The organism is Oerskovia sp. NPDC057915 (assembly GCF_042887685.1).
Classification (GTDB): domain Bacteria; phylum Actinomycetota; class Actinomycetes; order Actinomycetales; family Cellulomonadaceae; genus Oerskovia.
This window is the reverse complement of record NZ_JBHVOS010000022.1, coordinates 1-21,592: the sequence shown is the minus strand read 5'-3', so window position 1 is coordinate 21,592 and position 21,592 is coordinate 1. Positions and strand designations below refer to the sequence as shown.

Sequence of the window (21,592 nt, the reverse complement as noted above, 5' to 3'; positions counted from 1 at the left end):
CCCTACTCCCGTGCCCGACGGCGGACGCGCACCAGGAGCGTCCCGAGCAGCACCAGGAACCCGGCCCCGGCGACGAAGCCCGCCACCCCTGCGCCCGTGAAGGCCAGCCCACCGGTCGTCGGCCCACCGGTCGCCGGCGGCCCGACGACGGGCGGGACCTCGTGCGTCGTCGTGCACACCACGCAGCCACCGCCCGGGCCCGGCGTCGCGAGGTTCGTGACCGTGACGCCCCGGGCGTTCGACGCGAGCCGCACCTGGTAGGTCAGGGTCGCGGTCGCCCCTGCCGTCGTGAGGTCGGGGACCTCCCAGGTGAGCGTCGACCCCGAGATGGTGGCACCCTCGGGCGGCGCGACGAGGGCCCCGTACGCGAGGACCTTCGACAGGTCGTCCGTGACGACGGCCCCCGAGACCAGGGCGTCCGTCGTGCTCGTCGCGGTCAGCGTGTAGGTGATCGTGCTGCCGGGCGAGACCTGCGTGCCCGAGGCCGGGTCGCTCGACTTCGTGAGCGTCCACGCCGGGGTCACGTGCGACGTCGTGCGGCAGGCCTCGGCCGGGTCGACGACCGCGAGCGCCGCCGCGGCCGTGCCGTCCGTGGCGACGGGTTCCACGGCCGCCGCCGCTTCGACGGCGCCGTCGGTGGCCGCCGCCGCGAGGTCGAGCGAGGACGCGAGCACCCTCACCGTGTCGCCCTGGTCGGCGGGCGCCGGGGGCTCGGGCTCGACGCAGGGCTCGGCCCCGGGAACAGTAACCACGTTGGTGAGCGTGACCCCGTACGCGCCGTCCGCGACCCGCACCTGGTAGGTGACGGTCTCGGTGTCGACGAGCTCGCCGACGTCCCAGGTGAGCGTCGTGCCCGTCAGCCCGGCGCTGCCGGTCGAGGTGACGATGCTTCCCTCGACGAGCGTCGCGTTGTTCAGCACCGCGGCGAGGTCGTCCGTGACGACGACGTCGGCCCCGAACCTCTCACCGGTCGGCGAGACCGTCACGGTGTACGTGATGACGTCCCCGGGCAGGACCGTCGCACCGCTGCCGGGGTCGCTCGTCTTGACCGCGGTGAACGGGCCGGGTGTGTCGGCGTTCGTGAACGAGCAGCTCGCGGTGTCGAGGCGTTGGAGCGTGAAGGTGAGGCCCCGTGGCTGTTCGACGATCGTGCACGCGGCGGCGGTCTGGACGTACCCCTCGGGCAGACCCGACTCGCTGACGGTGTAGGTCACCCCGGGACGGACGGTGATCGGCGTGGCGGTGTTCGAGCCCGTGACCGTCTGCGCCACGACGCCGGGCGGGACGGTCCCGAGCGGGGTCACGGTGAGGCTCCAGTCGGACGGCACCGCGGTGCCGCCGAACCGGTTCTCGACGAACTTCTGCACGTTGACCGTCGCCGCCTGGTTCACCGCCGTGCAGCGGATCCACCGGCCCAGCGGTACGTTGACGCCACCGTTGAGGCCGTCGGAGAAGCCGGGGATGACCGTGGTGCCGTCCGCCGCGAGCTCGACGCACAACCAGCTCCCGGACGACCCCGGCACCAGGACCGCGTTCGGACCCGTGGCCTGGGCGTAGTTCGGGTCCCCGCCCGACTCCGCGAGGGGATAGACGATCCCTGGTGTCACGAGCGCCGTCGCCCCGGACGACCCCACGACCCCGTTGGGTCCGGGGAGGGCGCCGCCGGGCGCGACCGCGTCGAGCGTCCACCCGGTCGGGGCGGCCGGGCCGCCCTGGACCTCCTTGGCGAGGGTGAGCGTGCTGGTGCACGTCACGACGTTCGTGATCACGGCCGAGTTGGGACCGGCGACGAGCGTGACGGAGGACGGGAGCCCCACGTCGACGGTCGCACCGTTCACCGCGGTCACGCGCTGGCTCGTGATCGTGCACCCCTGCAGGCCGTTGGTCGTCGTCTCGGCGATCGCGACCGACTGGCCCTCCTGGAGGCCCGTCCGGGGGACGGTCCACGGTTGCGGCGTGCCCGCGACCGACGCCGCGGCGGTCAGAGCCGCGGGCTGCTGACCGTCGGGGTAGGTCTGCCCGTTCACGACCCACGTCTTGTTCAGCACGAGCGAGGCCACCGGGCTGGGGGCGCGGTTGTAGATCGTGCAGGAGACCGCGGCCGTGGTCGACACGGGCACCAGGAACCCGGTGTCGCCGCTGTTGGTCACGGTCACGTCCGCTCCGGTGGCGAGGTTCGTGCAGACCGCGTTGGCGCCACCGACCTGCTGGAGCGTGAACCCGCTCTGCTGCGTCTCCATGACACCGACGGTCCCCGAGGTGGTCCCGCCCGCGAACGTCAGGTCGAAGTTCGCGGCCCCGGTCCCGACGGCGGTGGTGGTCGTGGTCGGCGCGTTCACGGTGACGCCCGCGCTCTGCGACTCGGAGGTGAGCTCCCACCCGCCGGCCGGCTGCGCCCCCTCGATCGACCCGGGCGGGGCGCTCGGCGGGACGACCTGCTTGACGACAGACACCGACCCCGCGCAGCTGCCGAGCGCGAGCTCCCGCAGCTGGTCGCCGGCCTCCTCGTAGTCCGTCGTCTGGAAGTAGTCGGTGCCCGCGAGCTCGCCGGAGATCGCGCGGAGGTTGAGCCCGCTCCCGACGCTGTCGATCCCGTCGCCGACACCGAACGCGACCATGTGCGTCCCCTGCGCCTTGACCGCGTTGGCGCTGAAGACGCCGTTCTCGGTCTCGCGGAGTCGCGTGAAGTTCCCGGGACCTTCCTGGTTGCCGTAGAAGGTCGGGTTGCCGTCCGTGATGACCACGGCGACGTCGTAGGTCTGCGGGTCGGTCGCCACCTGGTAGATGCCCCGGTCCCAGTTCGTCCCGCCCACCGCGGTGTAGGAGTTGATCCGGTCCGTGACGACCTGGGCGCTCTCGGGGGTCGAGACCGGGGTGAGGGCAAGGTTCGGGTTGTTCGCCGCGGGCGCCAGGGAGCTGAAGGTGAAGAGCCCCATGTTGGACGGCGTCCCGGTCAGCGATGCGACGAACTGGTTCGCGGCCGCCTTGAGCTCCGGCAGGTCGGGGGCCACGGAGCCGGACAGGTCCAGCACGAGCGCGACGTCGATCCCGCACTGCGCGGGGAACGTCGGGTTGTCGCGCGAGCTCTGCCAGATGCCGCCGGAGGCCGTCGCGTTCGTGTTGCCCGTCGCGAGCATGAAGCTGCCCTGCGACGTGTAGGTGCTCCCCGCCCGGAGCAGCGTCCCCGTGCGGAACTCGTACGGTGTGATGGTGGAGCCGCTGCTCCCGGTGCCGAGGTCGGGGTTCGTGTACCAGCCGGTCGGCGCACCGGACTGGACGACCCAGAACCTGCGGTCGTAGTTCGAGGCGTTGAGCTGGGTGTCCGGCACGACGAACGAGCAGTCGCCGTCCGCGTCGGACACGCACGTCGCCCAGGCGTCGGCGACCGGGGTCGTCGGGGCGTTCACCCCGTCGTAGAGCTGGAGCGTGACACCCGCGAGCGGCCCGACGGCGACCAGGCTCGTCCGGTCGCTGCCGACCTTGACCGTGATGACCGCGTTGTTCCCCGTCGCGGGCGGGACGAGGAAGGGCGTCACGCCGGGGTCCGTCGGGGCGTCGGCCTCGGCGGCGGTCGCCTCCGGTGCCGGCGCCGGTCCCGGCTCCGGGACGGCGGGCCCGAGCACCTCACCGCCGCCGGGGGGAGGTGTGCCCGGCGGCGTCGCCGGGTCCGTGGGTGCCGCCGGGCCCGTGGGCGCCGTGGGCGCCGTGGGCGCCGTCGCGTCCGTGGGTGTCTCCGGGGCGCTGGGGGTCTCCGTCCAGCCCGGTGACTCCTCGGGCGCGGGATCCGTCACCTGCCCCGGCGCCGTCGGCGGAACGGTCTCCGCCCCTGCCGGGGCGACGAACCCGACCACGAGGAGCGACACCGCGGCGACCGCTGCCACCGCTCCGGGCAGGGCCCGACGAGCCCCTGGGCGTGAAGAGCCGATGTACCGTGCACGTCTCATTGCCGTCCCCTTGCAGGCGCAGATCGTTGCTGGCGGTCGCGTCGACGACGACGCGGCTGCTTCTCAGAGTCGCACCGGTTCGTGGACGAGGCGACTCAGGCGCGCGTTCACCGCGCACCACCGGCAGCGGCTCCCCCGACGCATCCTCCACGCCCGTGGCACGATGGACAGATGATCCGACCCCTGCTCGTCGGAGTGCACCCGGGCCAGCACCCGGACGTCGTGCAGCGCGCCGCGGGTTTCGCGCACGCCCTGGGGACGACGGTCGTGTGCGTGTGGGTGGACGCCGGGCCCGTGCCCGACGACGGGCCCGCGACGCAGCGCCTGCGGGACGAGCTGGACCGTGCGCTGCACGGGACGGGCGTCGCGTGGAGCCTCGTCGTCGCGGGCGACGGCGACGTCGCCCGCCAGCTCGACGAGGCCGCCGTGAGCCACGACGCCGCGATCGTCGTGGTCGGCGCGCACCGTGCCGGGGCCGACGGGTGGCGCAACGAGGCGCTGGGCGGTTCGGTCGCCGGGAGGCTGTCGCACCTGCAGCACCGGCCCGTCGTGGTGCTGCCCGTGCTGCCCGCGCCTGCCGAGGAGCCGGACGAGGACTGAGCCCGCGTCGGGTGCCCGGGTGCCCGACCGGACCGCCCGGGCTCCCGGGACATCTGCCTCTGCCGCCCGGGACACCTCCCGCCCCACGCTCGTCGTGTCAACCACCCACGGCCGACGCCCGTCCGGGCCCGGCCCCACGACACGCAGGGGTCCACCATGACCGCACGACCGACAACCTCCGTCACCTCCGGGACCGACCTCGCCCACGGCCATCCCGCCCGCGCCTCCCGCGCCTGGGCGTGGACCGGCGTCGCAGCCGGTGTCCTGGGCATCGTCTCGATCCAGGCCTCGATGGCGCTCGGCGCGAACTGGGAGCAGACCGCCGGTGACGCCGACGCCGTCGTCGCCGACCTCGCGGGCAAGACGTCCACGCTCCTCGTCTTCCACACCGCGACCGTCCTCGTCGCGGTCCTCGTCCTGATCTTCGCGGCGGGGCTCAAGCGCCGGCTCGACGTCCAGGCACCGGCGGGCAGCCTCCTGCCGACGGTCGCGGGCTCGGGCCTGGTCCTGACGTCGGTCGCCGCGCTCATGGGCTCGGGGCTCGACACCCAGTTCATGTTCGGGTTCGCCGAGCTCGACAAGATCGTCCCCGAGTCGGGCGCGTTCTACGCCGACTGGACCGCGACGATCCCGTGGCTGTGGGTCGGCGCGGGCCTGACCGCGGTCGCGGTGGCCGTGGCCTCGCTGCGGCACGGAGCCGCGCCTCGGTGGATCGGCGTCGTGAGCCTGCTCCTGGGCGGTCTCACGCTGCTCGTGGGCATCTCGCCGCTGCAGTACATGGCGGGCTTCGTGGGCCCGCTGTGGCTCACCGTCGCGGCGCTCGGCTTCGCGCTGGGCGACCGGCGCTGACCTGCCCGACGGCGCCGCCCACCACCGTGGACCCGTCACCACCCCCACGGCCCACCACGGGCCGCACGACCGGTCCCGCCCCTGCCTCCAGGGGCGGGACCGGTCGTGGCCGTGCCGCCGGGTGCGGGGGTGGAATCGCTCCCGACCCCTGTCGCCCGGGTGGTCGCGCCCCCTACCGTGGCGCTGTGGACGCTGTCGCAGGGGACGAGCCACCGGAGTCCTCCGGCGGCTCGGCCGTGCCCGCGGTCGCCGGTGCGGGAGCTGCGGAGGCTGCAGGGGGTGCGGAGGCTGCGGCCGGCCGGTCCTGGCGCCGGGCAGCGTTCGGCCGGGCCGCCCTCGGGACCGGTGGCCTGCCGCGGACGGCCCTCGTCATCGCGGTCGCCTCCTGGTTCTTCGGGGTCTCGGCGCTCGTCCTGCAGCTCACGTCGGGCGTCGACCTGCTGCTCGGCGACCTGCTGTTCGTGGTCGTCGACGCCATGGTGGCGCTCGTCTACGGCACGGTCGGCGCGATCGTCCTGTCGCGGCGGCGGCACGTCGTCGGGTGGCTGGTGTCGCTCGCGGGGATCGGCGGCGGGTTCGCCGCGCTCGGCGGGGCGTGGCGCAGCTTCGCGAGCACGCACCCCGACCTGCCGCCGCTCGAGCCGCTCGCCGCGGCGTACGGCCTCGCGTGGGTGCCCGGGACGGTCGGGCTGTTCGTGCTCGTGCCGTGGTTCGTGCGCGACCACCCGTTGTCCGTGGGCGCGTGGCTCGGGGTGGCGGGCGGCGCCGGGTCGATCCTCTTCTTCCTGCTCGCGCCGGCCGACGACCCGCGGCCCGCGATCCTCGGCGTCGTCGTCATGGGGCTCGTGACCGCGGCCGCGACGTGGTGGCGGCACCGGCACGGGCCGCCCGAGGAACGCCGGGGCCTCGGGCTGCTGGCCCTCGGCACGGCGGTCATGGCCCTGTCGTTCCTCCCGCTGCTCGGGACGTGGAGCTCGCCCGACGTGATCCTCGCGCTGCCCCTGACCCACCTCGCCTGCCAGGCGCTGTTCCCCGCGGCGCTGCTCGTCTCGGTCCTGCGCAACCGGCTGTGGGGGCTCGACCTCGCGCTGAGCCGCGCGACGATCGGCGCCCTCCTGACGCTCGCCCTGGTCGCGGTCTACGTCACGCTCGTGGTCGCGGTGACCGCGCTCGTCGGCAGCCGACCGCTAGCCCAGGTCCTTGCAGCCGTCGGGGTCGTGCTCGCGGTCCAGCCCGCACGCACGTGGCTCCAGCGGCGCGTGCGCTCCCTGGTCTACGGCGAGACGGCCGACCCGGGGCGGGCCGTGCTGCGCATGGGCCGCCAGCTCGGCGTCGCGGCGACGGCCGACGGGCTGCTGCACGGGCTCGTCGCCTCGACGGGCGAGTCGCTCAAGCTCGAGTCGGTCACGCTCACGAGCGGCGGGCGCCCGGTGGGTGCGGGGACACCGCCCCGCGCGGCCTCGCTCGTGGGTGGCGTGCCGGCCGCGGGCGACGCGCCACCCGCCGGGACGAGCCCCGGGGCGGGCTCCGGGCCGGAGACCGTCGGTCTCGGGGAGCCCGGGACACCTCCGACCGTCGAGGCCTCGTGGGGTCGGCCCACGTCGTCCCACGTCACGCACGTGCCCGTCGAGCACGGCGGCCGGGTGCTCGGCGACCTCGCCGTCACGCCCCGCGCGGGCGAGCGCCTCGACGACCGCACCCGCGACGCGCTCGCCCAGCTCGTGCCCGTCGTCGCCGCGGGTCTCGCGCTCGCGAGCGGCGCGCGCGACCTCGAACGGGCCAAGGACGCCGTGACCCGGGCGCGCCTCGCCGAACGGCGACTGGTCCGCCGGGAGCTGCACGACGGCGTCGGGCCGTGGTTGAGCGGGCTGCGGCTCGGGCTGCAGGGCGCGCGCAACACCCTCGCCACCGACCCGGCCGCCGCGGCCGCCGTGCTCGAGGCGCTCCAGCGCGAGGTCGAGCAGCGGGTCGGGGACGTGCGTACGCTCTCGCGCAGCCTGCTCCCGCCGGCCCTCGACGAGGCCGGGCTCGAGGCCGCGCTGCACGACCTCGCCGACCACCACGACGCGGGCGGCTTCACGGTCGAGCTGCTGTGCGATCCGTGGGACGACCTCGACACGCGCATCGCCGCCGCGGCGTACGCGATCGCGAGCGAGGCGGTCATCAACGCGTCCCGCCACAGCGGGGCCACGGGCTGCCGCATCGAGGTCACCGCCCACCCGCCGGGGACGCCCGGGACGCCCGACGGGTGGACGCACCTGGTCGTGACGTGCGACGACGCGGGCTCCGGCGTCGGGCAGGACGCGCGGGCAGGCGTCGGGACGCGGTCCATGCAGGAGCGCGCCGAGGAGCTCGGTGGGACGCTGGAAATCACCCCGCTCGCACCGGGAACGCGCGTGCGGGCCGTCCTCCCCCGGAAGGTCCTGCTGTGAGCGTGATCCGCGTGGCCCTCGTCGACGACCATCCCGTGTTCCGCATCGGGATGGCCGCACTCCTCGACTCGTTGGACGGTGTCCGCGTGGTGGCGCAGGCCGCGAGCGCGGCCGAGGCGCGCGCGGTGCTGACGGCGCCCGACGACCTGGACCTGGTCGTCATGGACCTCGACCTGGGCGACGGGTCGGGCGTCGAGCTCACACGGGACCTGGTGCGCAACCGGCCGGACGTGCCGGTGCTCGTCATGACGATGCACGAGGACGACGACTCGGTCGCTGCGTGCCTGCGCGCCGGGGCGCGGGGCTATCTCGTGAAGTCGGCGTCACCGCACGAGGTCGAGCGGGCCGTGCGGGCCGTCGCGAACGGCGAGCTGATCCTCGCGCCGGGGGTCGCGGCGCGGGCCGTGGCGAACGTGCTGGGTGGTGCGCGGACGGCCGTGCCGTTCCCGCAGCTCACCGACCGCGAACGCGAGGTGCTCGCGCTCGTCGCGGCCGGGCTCGACAACACCGCGATCTCGCGACGCCTGTCCCTGAGCACCAAGACGGTCCGCAACTACGTCGCGGGCGTGCTCGCGAAGCTGAGCCTGCGCGACCGCGCCGCGGCGATCGTGGCCGCCCGGGAGGCGGGCCTGGTCCCGGACCGGGCGGCGTCACCCCGCTGAGCCGGCGGCCCCCGCTGAGTGCGGAGCAGTTGTCGTGCATCCGGCTGATCGACGACAACTGCCCCGCACTCACGGCGCCTCGACGTGTCGGTCGTGACGCAGGACCGGGGAGCTCGCGCCACCCTCCGCGCCGACGGTGCGCGCCGCCGTCGGGCCGGTTCCGTCACGGGTGGACGAGGATCTTCACCGCGGTCTCGTTGCCGCGGACGAGGGTATCGAAGCCCCTGCTGACGAGGTCGTCGAGCGGGATCCTGGCCGTGATGAACGGGGCCAGGTCGATCTTGCCCTCCTGGACCAGCCGGATCGTCTCGGCGTGGTCGCGCACGTAGGCGATGGTGCCGCGCAGGTCGATCTCCTTGAGGACGAGCTTCTGCATGTCGACCGCTGCCGTCTTGCCCCAGATCGACACGACCACGATCACGCCCGCGGGGCGGACCGCGTCGAAGAGCTGGTCGAGGACGGCGTTGACGCTCGTGCACTCGAAGGCCACGTCGACGCCCTTGCCGCCCGTGATCTCGCGGACGCGGGAGATCAGGTTGTCCTGCGTGGGGTCGACGACGTGGTCGGCGACGTGCGTCTCGCGCGCCGTGGTCTTCCGCGCCTCGGAGACCTCGGACATGATGACCGTGACGCCTCGGGCCTTGAGGACCGCGGCCGTGAGCAGACCGATGGGGCCCGCGCCGCCGACGAGCGCGACGTCGCCGGCCTTCGCGCCCGAGCGCACGACCGCGTGGTGCCCGACCGACAGGGGCTCGATGAGCGCCGCCTGGTCGAGCGGGATGTCGCCCACGGGGTGGACCCAGCGACGGTCGACGACGACCTTCTCCGAGAGTCCGCCGCCACCGCCCGCCAGGCCGATGAAGCCCATCTTGACGCACAGGTGGTAGTTGCCGGCCTCGCACTGCGCGCACTCGCCGCACACGAAGTACGGCTCGACGACGACGGACTCGCCGACCGCCAGGTCGTCGACACCCTCGCCCAGCGCGGTCACTGTCCCGGAGAACTCGTGCCCCATCGTCACGGGCATCTCCTCGTGGGTCAGCGGGTGCGGGCGTCCCGGCGCGGGGACGAAGATCGGGCCTTCGAGGTATTCGTGCAGGTCGGAGCCGCAGATCCCGCACCACGCGATGTCGATCGCGACCGCACCGGGCCGCAGCTCGGGGGCCGGGACGTCCTCGATGCGGATGTCTCGTCGTCCATGGAATCGTGCAGCCTTCATGTCCTCGCCACGCCTTCTCTCGTTGGTCGCTGGGTTCCTGACAGACAGCACGGGAGGTGCCGCCCAGGAGCCCTGGGCTCTTGCCACCATAGGTGCGTGACCTGCGGGAAAGTTCCGCCAAAGGTCCCGAACCGGATGTGACATGCCACTCGTCCGGGCGTCAGATCACCTCGGTCGCGACGTCGGGGGCGGCGCTTCGGCGGGCCTCGGGACGACCCGGGCGCGACGCCGGAGCGGCCCCCGTGGGCGGCCGCCGGTACGTTGGGGACCATGACGGACCCGGCGACGCCCGCTCCCCTGCGCGACACCCAGCTCCCCGGCAGCGGCGGCCTGCTGCTCCTCGACTCCGCGTCGCAGTACTTCCGCGCGTTCTTCGGCGTCCCGGACTCGGTCAAGGCCCCGGGCGGCACACCCGTCAACGCCGTGCGCGGCTTCCTCGACACCATCGCGGTGCTCGTGACCGAACGTCGCCCCGCGCGCCTGGTGGCCTGCTGGGACGACGACTGGCGCCCCGCGTTCCGAGTCGACGCCATACCGTCCTACAAGGCCCACCGCGTCGCGACCGAGGTCGCCGGCACCACGGGCATCGAGGAGGTCCCCGAGGCCCTGACCGCACAGGTCCCGATCATCGTCGACGTCCTCGCCGCCCTCGGCGTCGCACGGGTCGGCTGCCCCGGCTACGAGGCCGACGACGTGATCGGCACGCTCGTCGAGCGCGAGTCGGTCCGTCGGCGGGCCCTGCGCGAGGCGAGCGGGGAGCCCGGGGCGAGCGGCGCCGTCGGGCCTGCGTCGCCCGGCACCGGACCGGTCGAGGTCGTCACGGGCGACCGCGACCTGTTCCAGCTCGTCGACGACGACGTGCCCGTGCGCGTCCTGTACACCGCGCGCGGCCTCAAGAAGCTCGACGTCGTGGACGTGGAGCGCCTGGCCGAGCGCTACGGCGTGACGTCCGGCCAGGCGTACGCCGACATGGCCGCGCTGCGCGGCGACCCGAGCGACGGCCTGCCGGGCGTCGCGGGCATCGGCGAGAAGACCGCGGCGGGTCTGCTGGCCCGGTACGGCGACCTCGCGGGCATCCTGCACGCTCGCGACGAGGGCGACAAGGGCCTGAGCCCCACCCAGCGCCGCCGACTGACCGAGGCCGCGGACTACCTCGACGTCGCGCCGCTCGTGGTCCAGGTCGCGCGGGACGCGCCCGTCCCCCCGGTGCCCGACGGCGTCCCGTCCGTGCCTGCGGACGCTGCGGCCCTCGACGAGCTCGCCTCGCGGTGGGGGCTGCGGTCGAGCGTCGACCGGGTCCTGGAGGCGTTCGCCTCGGTGCGGTGAACGGGGCGGGCGCCAGCCGAGCGCCCGTCAGCGGCGGTGTGCTCGACGGTGACGGCGACGCTCGTCGCCGCGCAGGCCGCCGAGGAACGCCCGGACGACGATCGCCACGAAGACCAGGATCGCCACGACGACGGCGATGTTCACGACCTGCCAGGGCTCGATGTCCACTGCACCTCCCGTGCTCGGCGCCGTCCGCGGCGGGCGCTCCCGTCGCGCGTCGACGCGCTGCAAGGAGGGTCCCACAAGCGGGCCGTGCCGTACAGATCCCTGTCACCTCGGTGGTTGACACCGCTGTCATCGGTGCAGGATCGTACGGAGACGTCGCCCCCGACCGGCCTGGAGCCCTGATGCCATCTCACGCCCCGCACGTCCTCGTCGTCGGCGAAGCGCTCGTCGACGAGGTCCGACGTGCCGACGGCACGACCGACGAGCACCCCGGCGGCAGCCCCGCCAACGTCGCACTGACCCTCGGCAGGCTCGGGCGCGAGGTCCGCCTGGCGGCCCACCTCGGCCGCGACGAGCGCGGCGAGCAGATCCGCACCTGGCTCGCCGACTCGGGCGTAGCCCTCACCCCCGGGTCCGACGGCGCCGCCGCCACGAGCGTCGCACGCGCAGTCCTCGACGGGGCGGGGGCCGCGACGTACGACTTCGCGATCACCTGGGACCTGGCCCCCGGCACCGGCGCCACCGACTCGACGCTCGCGGTCCACACCGGGTCGATCGCCGCAGTCCTCGAACCCGGCGCGACCGCGGTCCACGACCTCGTCCTGGCGGCGCGCGACCGCGCGACCATCACCTACGACCCCAACGCGCGCCCCAGCCTCATGGGGACGGCTACCGCGGCCCTCGCTCGGATCGAGCCCCTCGTCGCGGCCGCCGACGTCGTCAAGGTGAGCGAAGAGGACGTCGAGTGGTTGTCTCCCGGCGCCGACCCCGTGGAGATCGCGCGGACGTGGGCCGCCCGAGGACCCGCGATCGTCGTCGTGACGTTCGGCGGGGAGGGAGCCGTCGCGGTGTGCGCGGCGGGAGAGGTCCGGGTGGCGGCACCACGGGTCGAGGTCGTGGACACCGTGGGCGCCGGCGACACCTTCATGGGAGCGCTCATCGACGGGCTGTGGGAGCGGAACCTCCTGGGCGCCGCGAGGCGCGACGCGCTCCGGGCGATCGACCTGGACATGCTGACCGCGGTGCTCGAACGGTGCGTGGCCGCCGCCGCGATCACGGTCTCGCGCGCGGGCGCAAACCCTCCGCGGTGCGAGGAGCTACCCGCCTGACCGCCGACGGTGACTGCGCCGGTCGCCGACGGTGACCGAGTCTGCTGCCGAGGGTGACCGTGCCGTCACCCTCGGCGGGCACGACCGTCACCCTCGGCGACAAGGTACGTCACCCTCACGCCGCCCCGATCGCCTCCTCGACCCCCAGCTCGAGCAGCAGCCGCCGTCGGAAGTCCCCGAACCCCGGCACGCCACGCCGCCGCGGCCGGTCGAACGGCACGTCGAGCTCGACCCCGACCTTTCCGTCCTGCAGCACGGCCACGCGGTCGGCGAGCAGGATCGCCTCGTCGACGTCGTGCGTCACGAGCAGCACCGCGGGCTGGTGCTCGTGGCACAGCTCGGCGACGAGGGCCTGCATCTTGATGCGGGTCAGGGCGTCGAGCGCCGCGAAGGGTTCGTCGAGCAGGAGCAGCCGGGGGTTGCGCACGAGCGCCCGGGCGAGCGCGACACGTTGCGCCTCTCCTCCGGACAGGGTCGTGGGCCAGGCCGCCTCGCGACCGCCGAGGCCGACCTCCGCGAGCGCCGCCGAGGCCGCGGCACGCCGGTCGCGCGTGGCCCGCTGCCCGAGGATCACGTTGGACCCGACCCGCTTGGACGCCACGAGCCGCGGCTCCTGGAACACGACGGTCCGCTCGGCGGGGGCGTCGACGGTCCCCGAGTCGTGGTCCTCGAGACCGGCGAGGATGCGCAGGAGGGTCGTCTTGCCGCTGCCGCTGGCGCCGAGCAGCGCGACGAACTCTCCGGGCCGCAGCGTCAGCGAGAAGTCGGCGAGGATGGTCCGGTCGCCGTACGACTTCCCGACGTTCTCGACCCGCACCGTCGGTGCGGCGACGTCCTGCACGATCGGCGTGCTCATGGCTTTCTCCCGAGTCGCTTGTAGGGCAGCAGGATGCGTTCGAGGGCGCGCACGACGAGGTCGACCGACAGCCCCCACACCGCGTAGATGAGGACGCACACGACGAGCACGTCCATCTGGAAGTACTGCTGCGCGGACACCATGAGGAACCCGATGCCGCGCGGCGCGTTGGACATCTCGGCGACGATGAGCGCGAGCAGCGACACCGACAGGGACACCCGCAGCCCCACCAGGACCGACGGGATGGCCTCGGGCAGGATGACGTGCCGGACGAGCCCCAGCCCGCGCAGCCCGAAGACCTTGCCCGCCTCGAGGATCTTGCGGTCGACGTTGCGCACTCCGCTGTGGGTGTTGAGGTAGAGCGGGAACAGCGCGGCGGCCGCGATGATGATGATCTTGGGCCGCTCGTCGATCCCGAACCAGAGGATGAGCAGCGGCGCGATCGCGAGGAACGGGATGGTGCGCAGCATCTGGAGCGTGGGGTCGAGGAGCTGGTCGCCGAGGCGGAACAGGCCTGCGACGACGCCGAGCGTGAGCCCGAGCAGCCCGCCGATCGCGAAGCCCACGGCCACGCGCCCGAGCGACACCGACAGGTTCTCCCACAGCACGCCCGTGCTCACGAGCTCGACGAACGCGTCGCCCACCTGCCAGGGCGCGGGGAACTGCTTCTCGTCGATCCACCCCTGGGCCGAGCCCAGGAACCAGAGGGCGAGGATCGCGGTGGGCACCGAGGCGCGCAGCAGCACGTCGCGCGGTGAGCGCCTCGTCCTGCCCGACGACGTCGCACCCCTCCGCGCCCCGGCCTCACCGGGGGCGGTGGTCGGCACCGTACCGGCGGCTGCCGGTGCAGCGACCGGGGGCGTCTGCGCGCCGGCGCGCGACGTCGTCGTGCCGGTGGTCACTCGACGCCCCACGTGCTGACGTCGAACGCCTTCGGGGCGGCCCCGGAGCCGACGAGGAAGTCGAGCGTCGACTGCACGGTCTTGAGCCCGTCGGGGTCGATCGCCTGGGTGCCGTACTGCCAGAGCTCGGCCTCCTTGACGACCTCGACGGGCGAGCCGGTGGCGTCGAAGACCCACTGCGCGTACGCGTCGTGGTCGGCCTCGATCTTCGCGATGCCGGCCTCGGTCACGTCCCAGACCGCGGCGGCGAGCTGCGGGTTCGCGTCGTAGGTCTCGCGCGAGGTGAGCGAGACGCTGGTGGCGAGCAGGTCGGGGTCGTCCTCGCTCGCCTTGGACAGGACCGGGAAGTCGTTCTGGAGGCGCCAGATCCCGGCCGTCGTCGCGGGGACGGGGACGGCGTCGATGTCGCCGCGCTGGAGTGCGGGCAGGGCGTCGGCGAAGAGGAGGTTGACGAGCTCGACGTCCTCCAGGACACCGGCACGCTCGAGGACCGCGCGGCCGTACTTGTCGAAGTTCGAGCCGAACTGGAGCCCGACCTTCTTGCCCGCGAGCTGGTCGATCGTCGTGACGCCACCGGACTTGGTGAGGAACCAGATGTCGGAGGACGGCTTCGCGATGACGAGCGCCGGGACGTCGAGACCGCTGGCCTTCGCCTGCGTCGCGGGGGTGTCACCGATGAAGCCGACCTGGATGTCGCCCGTCTGGAGGGCCTGGACCACCGGCGGCCCGTTGTTGAACCCGACGAACCCCTCGTACTCGTAGCCGTGCTCGGCGAGGATGTCGTCGGCGATCCCGGTCTCGACCGCGTACCCGAACGGCCCGGTCGCGACGGGCGTCTTGCCCGCGACGCCGTTCCAGGGGCCGCCCGTGGTCAGGGGCGTGAGCTCGGCGGCTGCGCCCGACCCGTCGCCCGAGGGCGTCGCGGCCTCCGACGTGGAGCAGGCCGCGAGCGCGGCGACGAGGGCGAGCGACGCCAGGGCGGCGAGGGTGCGGTTCCGGCTCATGAGGGGGCTCCTTGGAGGTGGGTGGTGCTGTCGGGGTGGTTGCCGGGCGGGGCCGGGGCGAGCGCGGCCGAGCGGTGGTAGTCGACGTCGGAGGAGAGGACGGTCTGTGCCGGTGCGTCGGTCGGCGCACGTGTCGCGGCAGCGTCCTCGGTATCGGTTCCGGTCTTCCGCGGTGCACGCCGCCACCCGACCCGGTCCCGGTACAGGCCCAGGAGGTCGCGGTCGAGCAGGTCGGCCTCGTCGAGGAACGGCGAGCCTGCGGGTTCGGGCGTGCGCGACGGGGACACGAAGATCGCGTCCTCGGGGCAGTACGCCTCGCACTGGAAGCAGGTCTGGCAGTCGGAGTGCCGTGCGATGGTCGGCACCCCGCCGTCGACCGCCTCGAAGACGTTGGTGGGACAGATCCGCACGCAGATGTCGCACGACGTGCAGCGCGCGGCGTTGAGGATCTCGATCACGACGCCTCCTCGGTCCGGGTCGGTGCGGTGGTGGTGGTCAGGGCGGTCGCCACGGCGCCCACCGGGCGGCCGGACCGCGTCTCGGCGCTCCGGGTGACCGGGTAGGGCGCACCGGCCGCGCCAGTCACGGGCGGCTCAGGGTCCGGCACGACCCACAGGTCTCGCAGCCCGCCCGTGAGCAGGCGGCGCGCCTGCTGCGGGTCGGTGTCGGGGAAGTCGGTGCGCGTGTGCATGCCGCGCGTCTCGGTGCGGTGCAGCGCGGTGCGGTCGGCCCAGCGCGCCATCGCGAGCATGCCCGCGGTCTCGCGCGTGCGGATCGCGTCGGGGCCGCGCACGTCGGGGGGCACGAGCTCGGTGCCCGCGCGGTCCCACAGGTCGTCGAGGACGTCGAGCGAGCGCACGAGGCCGTGGTGGTGACGGAAAGCCGACTTGTCGATGGGCAGCATCTCGTCGCGAACCGCTTCGGTGATCTCGCGCCACGCGTCCGCCGCGGCCGACCGCGGGCGGTGCGCTCCGCCGTCGGGCCGGAGACCGAGCGTGCCCGTGGGGTCGAGGCGCACACCGCGGGTCGACGGGCCGCGGTCCGTCGCCAGGGCGGCCGCCGCCCGGCCCGACCACGTCCCCGACGCCACGGCCCACGCCAGGTTGGGTCCGCCTGCGCCGGTCGCGGCGCCGACGACCCGGTCGCGCGCGGCGACGTCGCCCGCCGCGAACAGGCCCGGGACACCGGTCCACGCGTCGCGGTCGAGCACGTGGATGCCGCCCGTGCCGCGCACCGTGCCCTCCTGGACCCAGTCCATGGGGAAGCGCTCGGTGAACGGGTCGACGCCCAGCTTGTCGGTGACCATGAAGAAGTTCGGCATGGCGGCACGCAGGGTCGGGCGCACCTCGGGCCCGAACTGCGTGAACTGTGCCGTGATCGTCCCGCGCAGCGAGGCCCCGAGGAGCTCGGCGCGGCTCTTGTGCAGGTTCTCGTACGCGATGGGGACGCCCTCGTGGTCCCAGTAGGAGGCCGTGACGAAGAAGCCGTTCTTGTCCATCGAGGTGCCGAACGGGACCATGCCGTAGAAGTTGGAGAACTCCATGCTCGACAGGTGCGCACCCACCTCGGCGGCCATCAGGTGCCCCTCGCCCGTGTTGACGTCGCCGCCCAGGGAGTGGGACTTCCAGGTGGTCCCGCCCGTCGCGAGCACGACGGCGCCGCTCGCCACGCGCCACGCCCGCCCGGTCTGGCGCTGGTAGCCCTGGGCGCCCGAGACGACGCCCGCACCGTCGACCAGGAGCTCGAGCGCTGGGCTGTGGTCGAGGACCGTGACCCCGTTCTTCTTGACCTTGCCGCGCAGGAAGCGCAGGTAGTCGGGCGACGAGCCGGAGAACGACCGCTCACCGGGGTGGCGGGCAAAGGGGTTCGGGGCTGGGGCGGTGCCGCGGGCTCCACCTGCCGCCGGGCGCGACCGGCGCGTGCGCTCGTACCCCCACTCCTCGATGAGCGCGGTGCGGTACCAGGCCTCGTCGAGGACATCGTTGGTCCAGTCGCGGTCGGTGAGGTAGCCGCCCTGCTCCTCGCGCGGTGTGATCTCCTCGTCGCGGCGGTCGGCGTCCGGCGGGACGAGCCAGTGCCCGACGCCGGCGGTCGCCGCGACACCGCTCGTGCCGCAGTAGCCCTTGTCGACCAGGACGACGCTCGCGCCCTGCTCGGTCGCGGCGATCGCGGACCAGGTCGCGGCGGGGCCGCCGCCGACGACGAGGACGTCGGCGTGGAGCAACAGGTGCTCGGCGGAGTCCTCAACCAGGGTCGGGCGGGGGGCGCGGTGCGCGGGGCGCCGGGGCGTTCCGGGGCTCGAGGAGGCTCCGGGGCGTGGGGAGGCTCCGGTACCCGAGGAGGCTCCTGGGGCTCGCGGAGTACGGGACGAGGAAGAGGGCACAACCATGAGGGGTCGCTTTCGGGGGGCCGCGACCTGGTCGCGGGTGCACAGGGGCGCCGGTGGGGGCGGCGCGGGGAGGCTGTCTCGTCGGTTCAGACGGGCCGACAGCAACAGCCCGGCGCGGTGGCGCGGAGCGCGCGGTGCGTCGGCTCGGTGTGCATGAGAGGGACGCTAGTTGAACTGGACCGAAACGGTCCAGATTGACCTGACGGATGAGACAAGGTTTCGCAGTGTTAACCGCGGAGCGTCAGGCCGCCCCCGCCTCGCCCCCCCCCCCGACGCCGAGGGTGACGTTGTGGACCGCCGACGGTGACGACGCGGGTAGCCGACGGTGACGCCCTGGGTGGCCGACGGTGACGTCATGAACTACCGACGGTGGCGGGCCGTCGGCCTCGGGGGGGCAGCCACTCCCCCTCGGTGGTCCGGATGGTCACCCTCGGCGAGCATCACCGTCACTCTCGGCGGGTCGGACCGTCGCCCTCGGCAGTCCGCATGGTCACCCTCGGCGGGTCGGACCGCCACCCCCGGCAGTCCATACCGCCATCCTCGGCGAGCAGCACCGCCACCCTCAGCGGTCCGCCTCTCCCCCACCTCGCAGCTCCACCTCGTCGCCGAACGGGCGCGTCACCCAGGCCTCCGAGTCCCCGACGAGGTGAGCGACGTCGTCGGGCAGCGTGCCCGACGCGAGGTCCGCGATGGTGACGTGCTCCAGGACCGACCGCATCGCGACCCGCAGCGCGACCCACGTCTGCTGGAGGGCCGCCGCGGACTCTGCGTACGACGTGTCCTCGGGCTGGACGCCCGCGATGTTCGCGAGCGGGCCGTCGATCGCGCGGATGACGTCCGCGACCGCGATCCTCGCGGGCGACGCCGCGAGACGGAACCCTCCCTCGGCGCCCCGACGGCTCTCGACCAGGCCCGACCGGCGCAGCTGGTTGAGGATGCCCAGGAGGAACGACCCCGGGATGTGCTGCGCCTTGCCGACGCGCTCCGCGGTCACGAACCCCTCGTCGTAGGCGACGGCGAGCTCCACGCACGCGCGGACGGCGTAGTCGATCTTGGCGGTGATGCGCATGGGCCCAGTATGCCGACGCCATGTTTCCGATCGTGCAGGATTATCGGGTGAAGCGCCCCGCCCGACCGGGCCGTACGGGTTCGGCCCGGGCGCCCGAGGTGTGCGAAGGTGCAGCGGTGACTTCGTACCGGGTGAGCCTCGTCGTCGGGATGCTGCGCCCTGGCGCGTCCCCGGAAGCCGTGCTGCCCGCGGCCGCCGCAGCGGCGCGCGAGATGACCGAGGTCGAGTCCTACGACCTGGGGATCGTGAGCGGCGAGGCCCGCGTCACGGTGCGCTACCTCGCCGAGGACGACGACCAGGCGGCCGAGATCGCCCGCGCGGTCCGTACCGCGGCCGGCGCCCTCGTCGACGTGAGCGGTGCAGTCTTCACGCGCCGCTACGGACCGAGGTGGCACCCTGTCGCGGGTGGCATCCACCGCTGACCTGCACGTCCACCCCCTTCGGGAGCCCACCGGGGCGGGCGTTCTCACGGGCCGGACAGGGATCGTGTCCCGTCCGGGCTCGGACGCGCTCCGCGCGGGTAGACCGTAGGTTGGACACATGCTTGCCGCCTACGTGACGCACTTCGACCAGCAGGACCCGCTCGCAGGACTGACCGTGGGAGACCTGCCCGCTCCGGAGCCACGGGAGAGCTGGTCGGTGGTGGACGTCCGGGCCGCGAGCCTCAACCACCACGACCTGTGGTCGCTGCGCGGGGTCGGGCTGCGCGCCGAGCAGCTCCCGATGATCCTCGGCACCGACGCCGCGGGCATCGCGCCCGACGGCACCGAGGTCGTCGTCCACGGCGTGATCGGCGCCGACGGGCACGGGGTGGGGCCGACGGAGTCGCGCACGCTCCTGTCGGAGAAGTACGCGGGGACGCTCGCCGAGCAGGTCGCCGTGCCCACGAAGAACCTGATCCCCAAGCCGCCGGAGCTCACGTTCGTCGAGGCGGCCTGCCTCCCGACGGCGTGGCTCACCGCCTACCGCATGCTCTTCAGCGTGGCGGGGCTCGCCCCGGGCGACCGCGTGCTCGTGCAGGGCGCGGGGGGCGGCGTCGCGAGCGCGGCGACGCGCCTCGCGAGCGCGGCCGGCGTCGAGGTGTTCGTGACGTCGCGGTCGTCGGCCAAGCGGGCACGCGCCCTGCAGAACGGTGCTTCTGCGGTCTTCGAACCTGGGGCGCGGCTCCCCGCGCGGGTCGACGCCGTGATCGAGACCGTCGGTCAGGCCACGTGGTCGCACTCGATGCGTTCGGTCCGACCGGGTGGGACGGTCGTCGTCGCGGGCGCGACCTCCGGCGACGCGAGCCCCGCGGAGCTCTCGCGCATCTTCTTCCAGGAGATCACGGTGCGCGGCGTCACGATGGGCTCGCGCGAGGATCTCGCGGCCCTGCTCCGGTTCCTCGCCCGCACCGACGTGCGCCCCACGGTCGACGAGGTCCTCCCGCTCGCCCAGGCCGCGGCCGGCCTCGCGCGGCTCGACGCCGGGGAGCACTACGGGAAGATCGTGCTCACGACATGACCGAGGACGCGGAGCGAAGGCGCCCGGCGCGGGCCGAGGGGCGAGTGCGACCGACGGCTGGGCGCGAGACCCGGCGAGCCTCCGACGGTGGTACTGACGCCGACCCGGCCGGCGGCACGGCGGGTGGCTCCGCGCCGCGCGGCGGCGAGGTGCGGGCGGCGGGGTCGGCCGGTTCGCACGAGTGGACGGGCTCGCCGCGGATCGCAAGTTCCCGACGACGCACCCGCACCGCGGCGCCCCGCACCCTCACGCTCGCGTCCCTGCGCGCGCCGCTCCTCGAGGGCGGCCCGCTCGTCGCGCCGGTGCCTCGCAGTCCTGCGACCCGCCCCCGCGTCCGACCGCAGCACGGACGGTGGGAGGAGGACGACCTCGGGCCGGACTACCGCCGCCTCACCCTCCAGCTCACACCCGACGACGAGGGCGAGGTCGTCGCGACCCTCGTCCGCTACGACCCACCGACCGAGGAAGCCGTCCGGCCCGCACGCGCGGTGCTGTACGTCCACGGGTGGAGCGACTACTTCTTCCAGACCGAGCTCGCCGAGTACTGGCACGCCCAAGGTGCGGCGTTCTACGCGGTGGACCTGCGCAAGTACGGGCGCAGCCTCCGGCCGCACCAGACGCCCGGATACATGGAGCACCTGCACGAGTACGACGAGGACCTCGAGACCGCCCTCGCCATGATCCATGCCGAGCTCGGTACGCACGCCTCGATCATGCTGGTCGGCCACTCGACGGGCGGGCTCACCGGGGTCCTGTGGGCCCATCGCAACCCGGGACGGCTGCACGGACTGGTGCTGAACAGCCCGTGGTTGGAGCTGCAGGGGTCGTCTACGGTCAGGACGGTGTCCTCCCCCGCGATCCGTCAGCTCGCCCGGTTCCAGCCCAAGGCCCCACTGCCGAACATCGACGCGGGGTACTACGCGCGCACCCTGCGCGACCTCGAGAGCGGCGGGTGGCAGTTCAACCCCGAGTGGCGACCCGTGCCGTCGTTCCCCGTCCGGGCCGGCTGGCTGCGCGGGATCATCGAAGGCCACGCGACGGTCGCTGCCGGGCTGTCCGTCACCTGTCCGATCATCGTCCTGACGTCGGACCGGACCATCATCAGTCCGCGCTGGAGCGAGGACATGCGCCAGGCGGACATCGTGCTCGACGTCGAGCTCCTCGCCCGGCGGGCACCGAACCTGGGGCCCGTGGTGACGATCGCCCGCATCCCCGGAGGGATCCACGACCTCACGCTGTCCGGTCCTGGGCCGCGGCGACGGTTCTATCGCGAGATCACCCGGTGGTTGGCGGGGTACGGCTGGAGCTGACCCAAGCGTTTCCGGTGAGCCGGCCAGATGGCCCGGGCCCTCGAGGACGGAAAGAGCCCCGTGCCGCGTGGGGCGTGCGGGGCTGGGGTTGTCGGGGTTTTCTCGGGGGTTGTCTGGGTGGTGCTGGTGTGTTCTGGGTATGCCAAAGGCCCACCCCGTTCGGGGTGGGCCTTTGGTGAATGGTTGTCCGGCGGCGACCTACTCTCCCACCCCGTCTCCAGGGCAGTACCATCGGCGCTGAGAGGCTTAGCTTCCG

Annotated in this window: 18 protein-coding genes; 9 read left to right on the top strand and 9 right to left on the bottom strand. The window is 73.8% G+C overall.

Features of this window, described 5'->3' with window-relative positions; translation table 11 throughout:
- Positions 1 to 2: 2 nt before the first annotated feature.
- Positions 3 to 3,944, bottom strand: a complete 3,942-nt coding sequence (locus ACFVQ3_RS14810; RefSeq protein ID WP_387640456.1) for a VWA domain-containing protein — start codon at positions 3,942 to 3,944, stop codon at positions 3 to 5.
- Positions 3,945 to 4,115: 171 nt separating this feature from the next.
- Here ACFVQ3_RS14810 and ACFVQ3_RS14805 point away from each other — a divergent pair, with 171 nt between their 5' ends.
- The 4 genes from ACFVQ3_RS14805 (at position 4,116) to ACFVQ3_RS14790 (ending at position 8,487) form a co-directional block, all read left to right on the top strand.
- A complete protein-coding gene (locus tag ACFVQ3_RS14805; protein WP_387640454.1) occupies positions 4,116 to 4,544 on the top strand; it encodes a universal stress protein in 429 nt (142 codons plus the stop codon).
- A 156-nt stretch (positions 4,545 to 4,700) separates the two neighbouring features.
- Positions 4,701 to 5,393 carry a hypothetical protein gene (locus ACFVQ3_RS14800; RefSeq protein WP_387640451.1) on the top strand — a complete coding sequence of 231 codons (693 nt, stop codon included), beginning with the start codon at positions 4,701 to 4,703 and terminating at the stop codon, positions 5,391 to 5,393.
- Positions 5,394 to 5,578: 185 nt separating this feature from the next.
- Positions 5,579 to 7,825: a histidine kinase gene (locus ACFVQ3_RS14795; RefSeq protein WP_387640448.1), complete on the top strand. Its 2,247-nt coding sequence runs from the start codon at positions 5,579 to 5,581 to the stop codon at positions 7,823 to 7,825.
- Positions 7,822 to 8,487: a response regulator gene (locus ACFVQ3_RS14790; protein ID WP_387640445.1), complete on the top strand. Its 666-nt coding sequence runs from the start codon at positions 7,822 to 7,824 to the stop codon at positions 8,485 to 8,487. Before ACFVQ3_RS14795 ends, ACFVQ3_RS14790 begins: the two co-directional genes overlap by 4 nt.
- A gap of 163 nt (positions 8,488 to 8,650) precedes the next feature.
- On the opposite strand, the gene ACFVQ3_RS14785 is transcribed toward ACFVQ3_RS14790, so the two are convergent.
- Positions 8,651 to 9,706, bottom strand: a complete 1,056-nt coding sequence (locus ACFVQ3_RS14785) for a 2,3-butanediol dehydrogenase (protein ID WP_387640442.1) — start codon at positions 9,704 to 9,706, stop codon at positions 8,651 to 8,653.
- Positions 9,707 to 9,976: 270 nt separating this feature from the next.
- Here ACFVQ3_RS14785 and ACFVQ3_RS14780 point away from each other — a divergent pair, with 270 nt between their 5' ends.
- On the top strand, positions 9,977 to 11,032 hold the full coding sequence (locus tag ACFVQ3_RS14780) for a 5'-3' exonuclease H3TH domain-containing protein (protein ID WP_387640439.1): 1,056 nt from the start codon (positions 9,977 to 9,979) through the stop codon (positions 11,030 to 11,032).
- A gap of 27 nt (positions 11,033 to 11,059) precedes the next feature.
- Here the strand turns inward: ACFVQ3_RS14780 and ACFVQ3_RS14775 are convergent, their stop codons facing one another.
- Entirely contained in the window at positions 11,060 to 11,200 is a 141-nt protein-coding gene (locus ACFVQ3_RS14775) for a hypothetical protein (protein ID WP_387640437.1), read from the bottom strand.
- 179 nt (positions 11,201 to 11,379) lie between these two features.
- On the opposite strand from ACFVQ3_RS14775, the gene ACFVQ3_RS14770 reads away from it, so the two are divergent.
- Positions 11,380 to 12,306: a carbohydrate kinase gene (locus ACFVQ3_RS14770; protein WP_387640434.1), complete on the top strand. Its 927-nt coding sequence runs from the start codon at positions 11,380 to 11,382 to the stop codon at positions 12,304 to 12,306.
- A 115-nt stretch (positions 12,307 to 12,421) separates the two neighbouring features.
- Here ACFVQ3_RS14770 and ACFVQ3_RS14765 read toward each other — a convergent pair whose 3' ends face one another.
- The 6 genes from ACFVQ3_RS14765 to ACFVQ3_RS14740 form a co-directional block, all read right to left on the bottom strand.
- Positions 12,422 to 13,162, bottom strand: a complete 741-nt coding sequence (locus tag ACFVQ3_RS14765; RefSeq protein ID WP_387640431.1) for an ABC transporter ATP-binding protein — start codon at positions 13,160 to 13,162, stop codon at positions 12,422 to 12,424.
- A complete protein-coding gene (locus ACFVQ3_RS14760) occupies positions 13,159 to 14,064 on the bottom strand; it encodes an ABC transporter permease (protein ID WP_387640428.1) in 906 nt (301 codons plus the stop codon). The genes ACFVQ3_RS14765 and ACFVQ3_RS14760 overlap by 4 nt, the downstream gene beginning before the upstream one ends.
- Entirely contained in the window at positions 14,061 to 15,068 is a 1,008-nt protein-coding gene (locus ACFVQ3_RS14755) for an ABC transporter substrate-binding protein (RefSeq protein ID WP_387640425.1), read from the bottom strand. Before ACFVQ3_RS14755 ends, ACFVQ3_RS14760 begins: the two co-directional genes overlap by 4 nt.
- Complete coding sequence (locus ACFVQ3_RS14750) at positions 15,065 to 15,526, bottom strand: 4Fe-4S dicluster domain-containing protein (protein WP_387640422.1); 462 nt, start codon at positions 15,524 to 15,526, stop codon at positions 15,065 to 15,067. The genes ACFVQ3_RS14755 and ACFVQ3_RS14750 overlap by 4 nt, the downstream gene beginning before the upstream one ends.
- Complete coding sequence (locus ACFVQ3_RS14745; RefSeq protein ID WP_387640420.1) at positions 15,523 to 17,292, bottom strand: FAD-dependent oxidoreductase; 1,770 nt, start codon at positions 17,290 to 17,292, stop codon at positions 15,523 to 15,525. Before ACFVQ3_RS14745 ends, ACFVQ3_RS14750 begins: the two co-directional genes overlap by 4 nt.
- A 727-nt stretch (positions 17,293 to 18,019) precedes the next feature.
- Positions 18,020 to 18,526 (bottom strand): RrF2 family transcriptional regulator, encoded by a 507-nt coding sequence (locus ACFVQ3_RS14740; protein WP_387640418.1) that lies wholly within the window; start codon positions 18,524 to 18,526, stop codon positions 18,020 to 18,022.
- A gap of 116 nt (positions 18,527 to 18,642) precedes the next feature.
- On the opposite strand from ACFVQ3_RS14740, the gene ACFVQ3_RS14735 reads away from it, so the two are divergent.
- From ACFVQ3_RS14735 to ACFVQ3_RS14725, 3 genes are all read left to right on the top strand, one after another.
- Positions 18,643 to 18,948 carry a hypothetical protein gene (locus ACFVQ3_RS14735; RefSeq protein ID WP_387640416.1) on the top strand — a complete coding sequence of 102 codons (306 nt, stop codon included), beginning with the start codon at positions 18,643 to 18,645 and terminating at the stop codon, positions 18,946 to 18,948.
- 118 nt (positions 18,949 to 19,066) lie between these two features.
- Positions 19,067 to 20,026 carry a zinc-binding dehydrogenase gene (locus ACFVQ3_RS14730; RefSeq protein ID WP_387640413.1) on the top strand — a complete coding sequence of 320 codons (960 nt, stop codon included), beginning with the start codon at positions 19,067 to 19,069 and terminating at the stop codon, positions 20,024 to 20,026.
- On the top strand, positions 20,023 to 21,336 hold the full coding sequence (locus ACFVQ3_RS14725; RefSeq protein WP_387640410.1) for an alpha/beta hydrolase: 1,314 nt from the start codon (positions 20,023 to 20,025) through the stop codon (positions 21,334 to 21,336). Before ACFVQ3_RS14730 ends, ACFVQ3_RS14725 begins: the two co-directional genes overlap by 4 nt.
- Positions 21,337 to 21,592 lie beyond the last annotated feature (256 nt).

Coding starts and splice junctions, on each gene's coding strand:
- ACFVQ3_RS14780 (WP_387640439.1), top strand. CDS start 9,977: ATGACGGACCCGGCGACGCCCGCTCCCCTGCGCGACACCCAGCTCCCC.
- ACFVQ3_RS14755 (WP_387640425.1), bottom strand. CDS start 15,068: ATGAGCCGGAACCGCACCCTCGCCGCCCTGGCGTCGCTCGCCCTCGTC.
- ACFVQ3_RS14810 (WP_387640456.1), bottom strand. CDS start 3,944: ATGAGACGTGCACGGTACATCGGCTCTTCACGCCCAGGGGCTCGTCGG.
- ACFVQ3_RS14785 (WP_387640442.1), bottom strand. CDS start 9,706: ATGAAGGCTGCACGATTCCATGGACGACGAGACATCCGCATCGAGGAC.
- ACFVQ3_RS14800 (WP_387640451.1), top strand. CDS start 4,701: ATGACCGCACGACCGACAACCTCCGTCACCTCCGGGACCGACCTCGCC.
- ACFVQ3_RS14770 (WP_387640434.1), top strand. CDS start 11,380: ATGCCATCTCACGCCCCGCACGTCCTCGTCGTCGGCGAAGCGCTCGTC.
- ACFVQ3_RS14725 (WP_387640410.1), top strand. CDS start 20,023: ATGACCGAGGACGCGGAGCGAAGGCGCCCGGCGCGGGCCGAGGGGCGA.
- ACFVQ3_RS14730 (WP_387640413.1), top strand. CDS start 19,067: ATGCTTGCCGCCTACGTGACGCACTTCGACCAGCAGGACCCGCTCGCA.
- ACFVQ3_RS14765 (WP_387640431.1), bottom strand. CDS start 13,162: ATGAGCACGCCGATCGTGCAGGACGTCGCCGCACCGACGGTGCGGGTC.
- ACFVQ3_RS14740 (WP_387640418.1), bottom strand. CDS start 18,526: ATGCGCATCACCGCCAAGATCGACTACGCCGTCCGCGCGTGCGTGGAG.
- ACFVQ3_RS14805 (WP_387640454.1), top strand. CDS start 4,116: ATGATCCGACCCCTGCTCGTCGGAGTGCACCCGGGCCAGCACCCGGAC.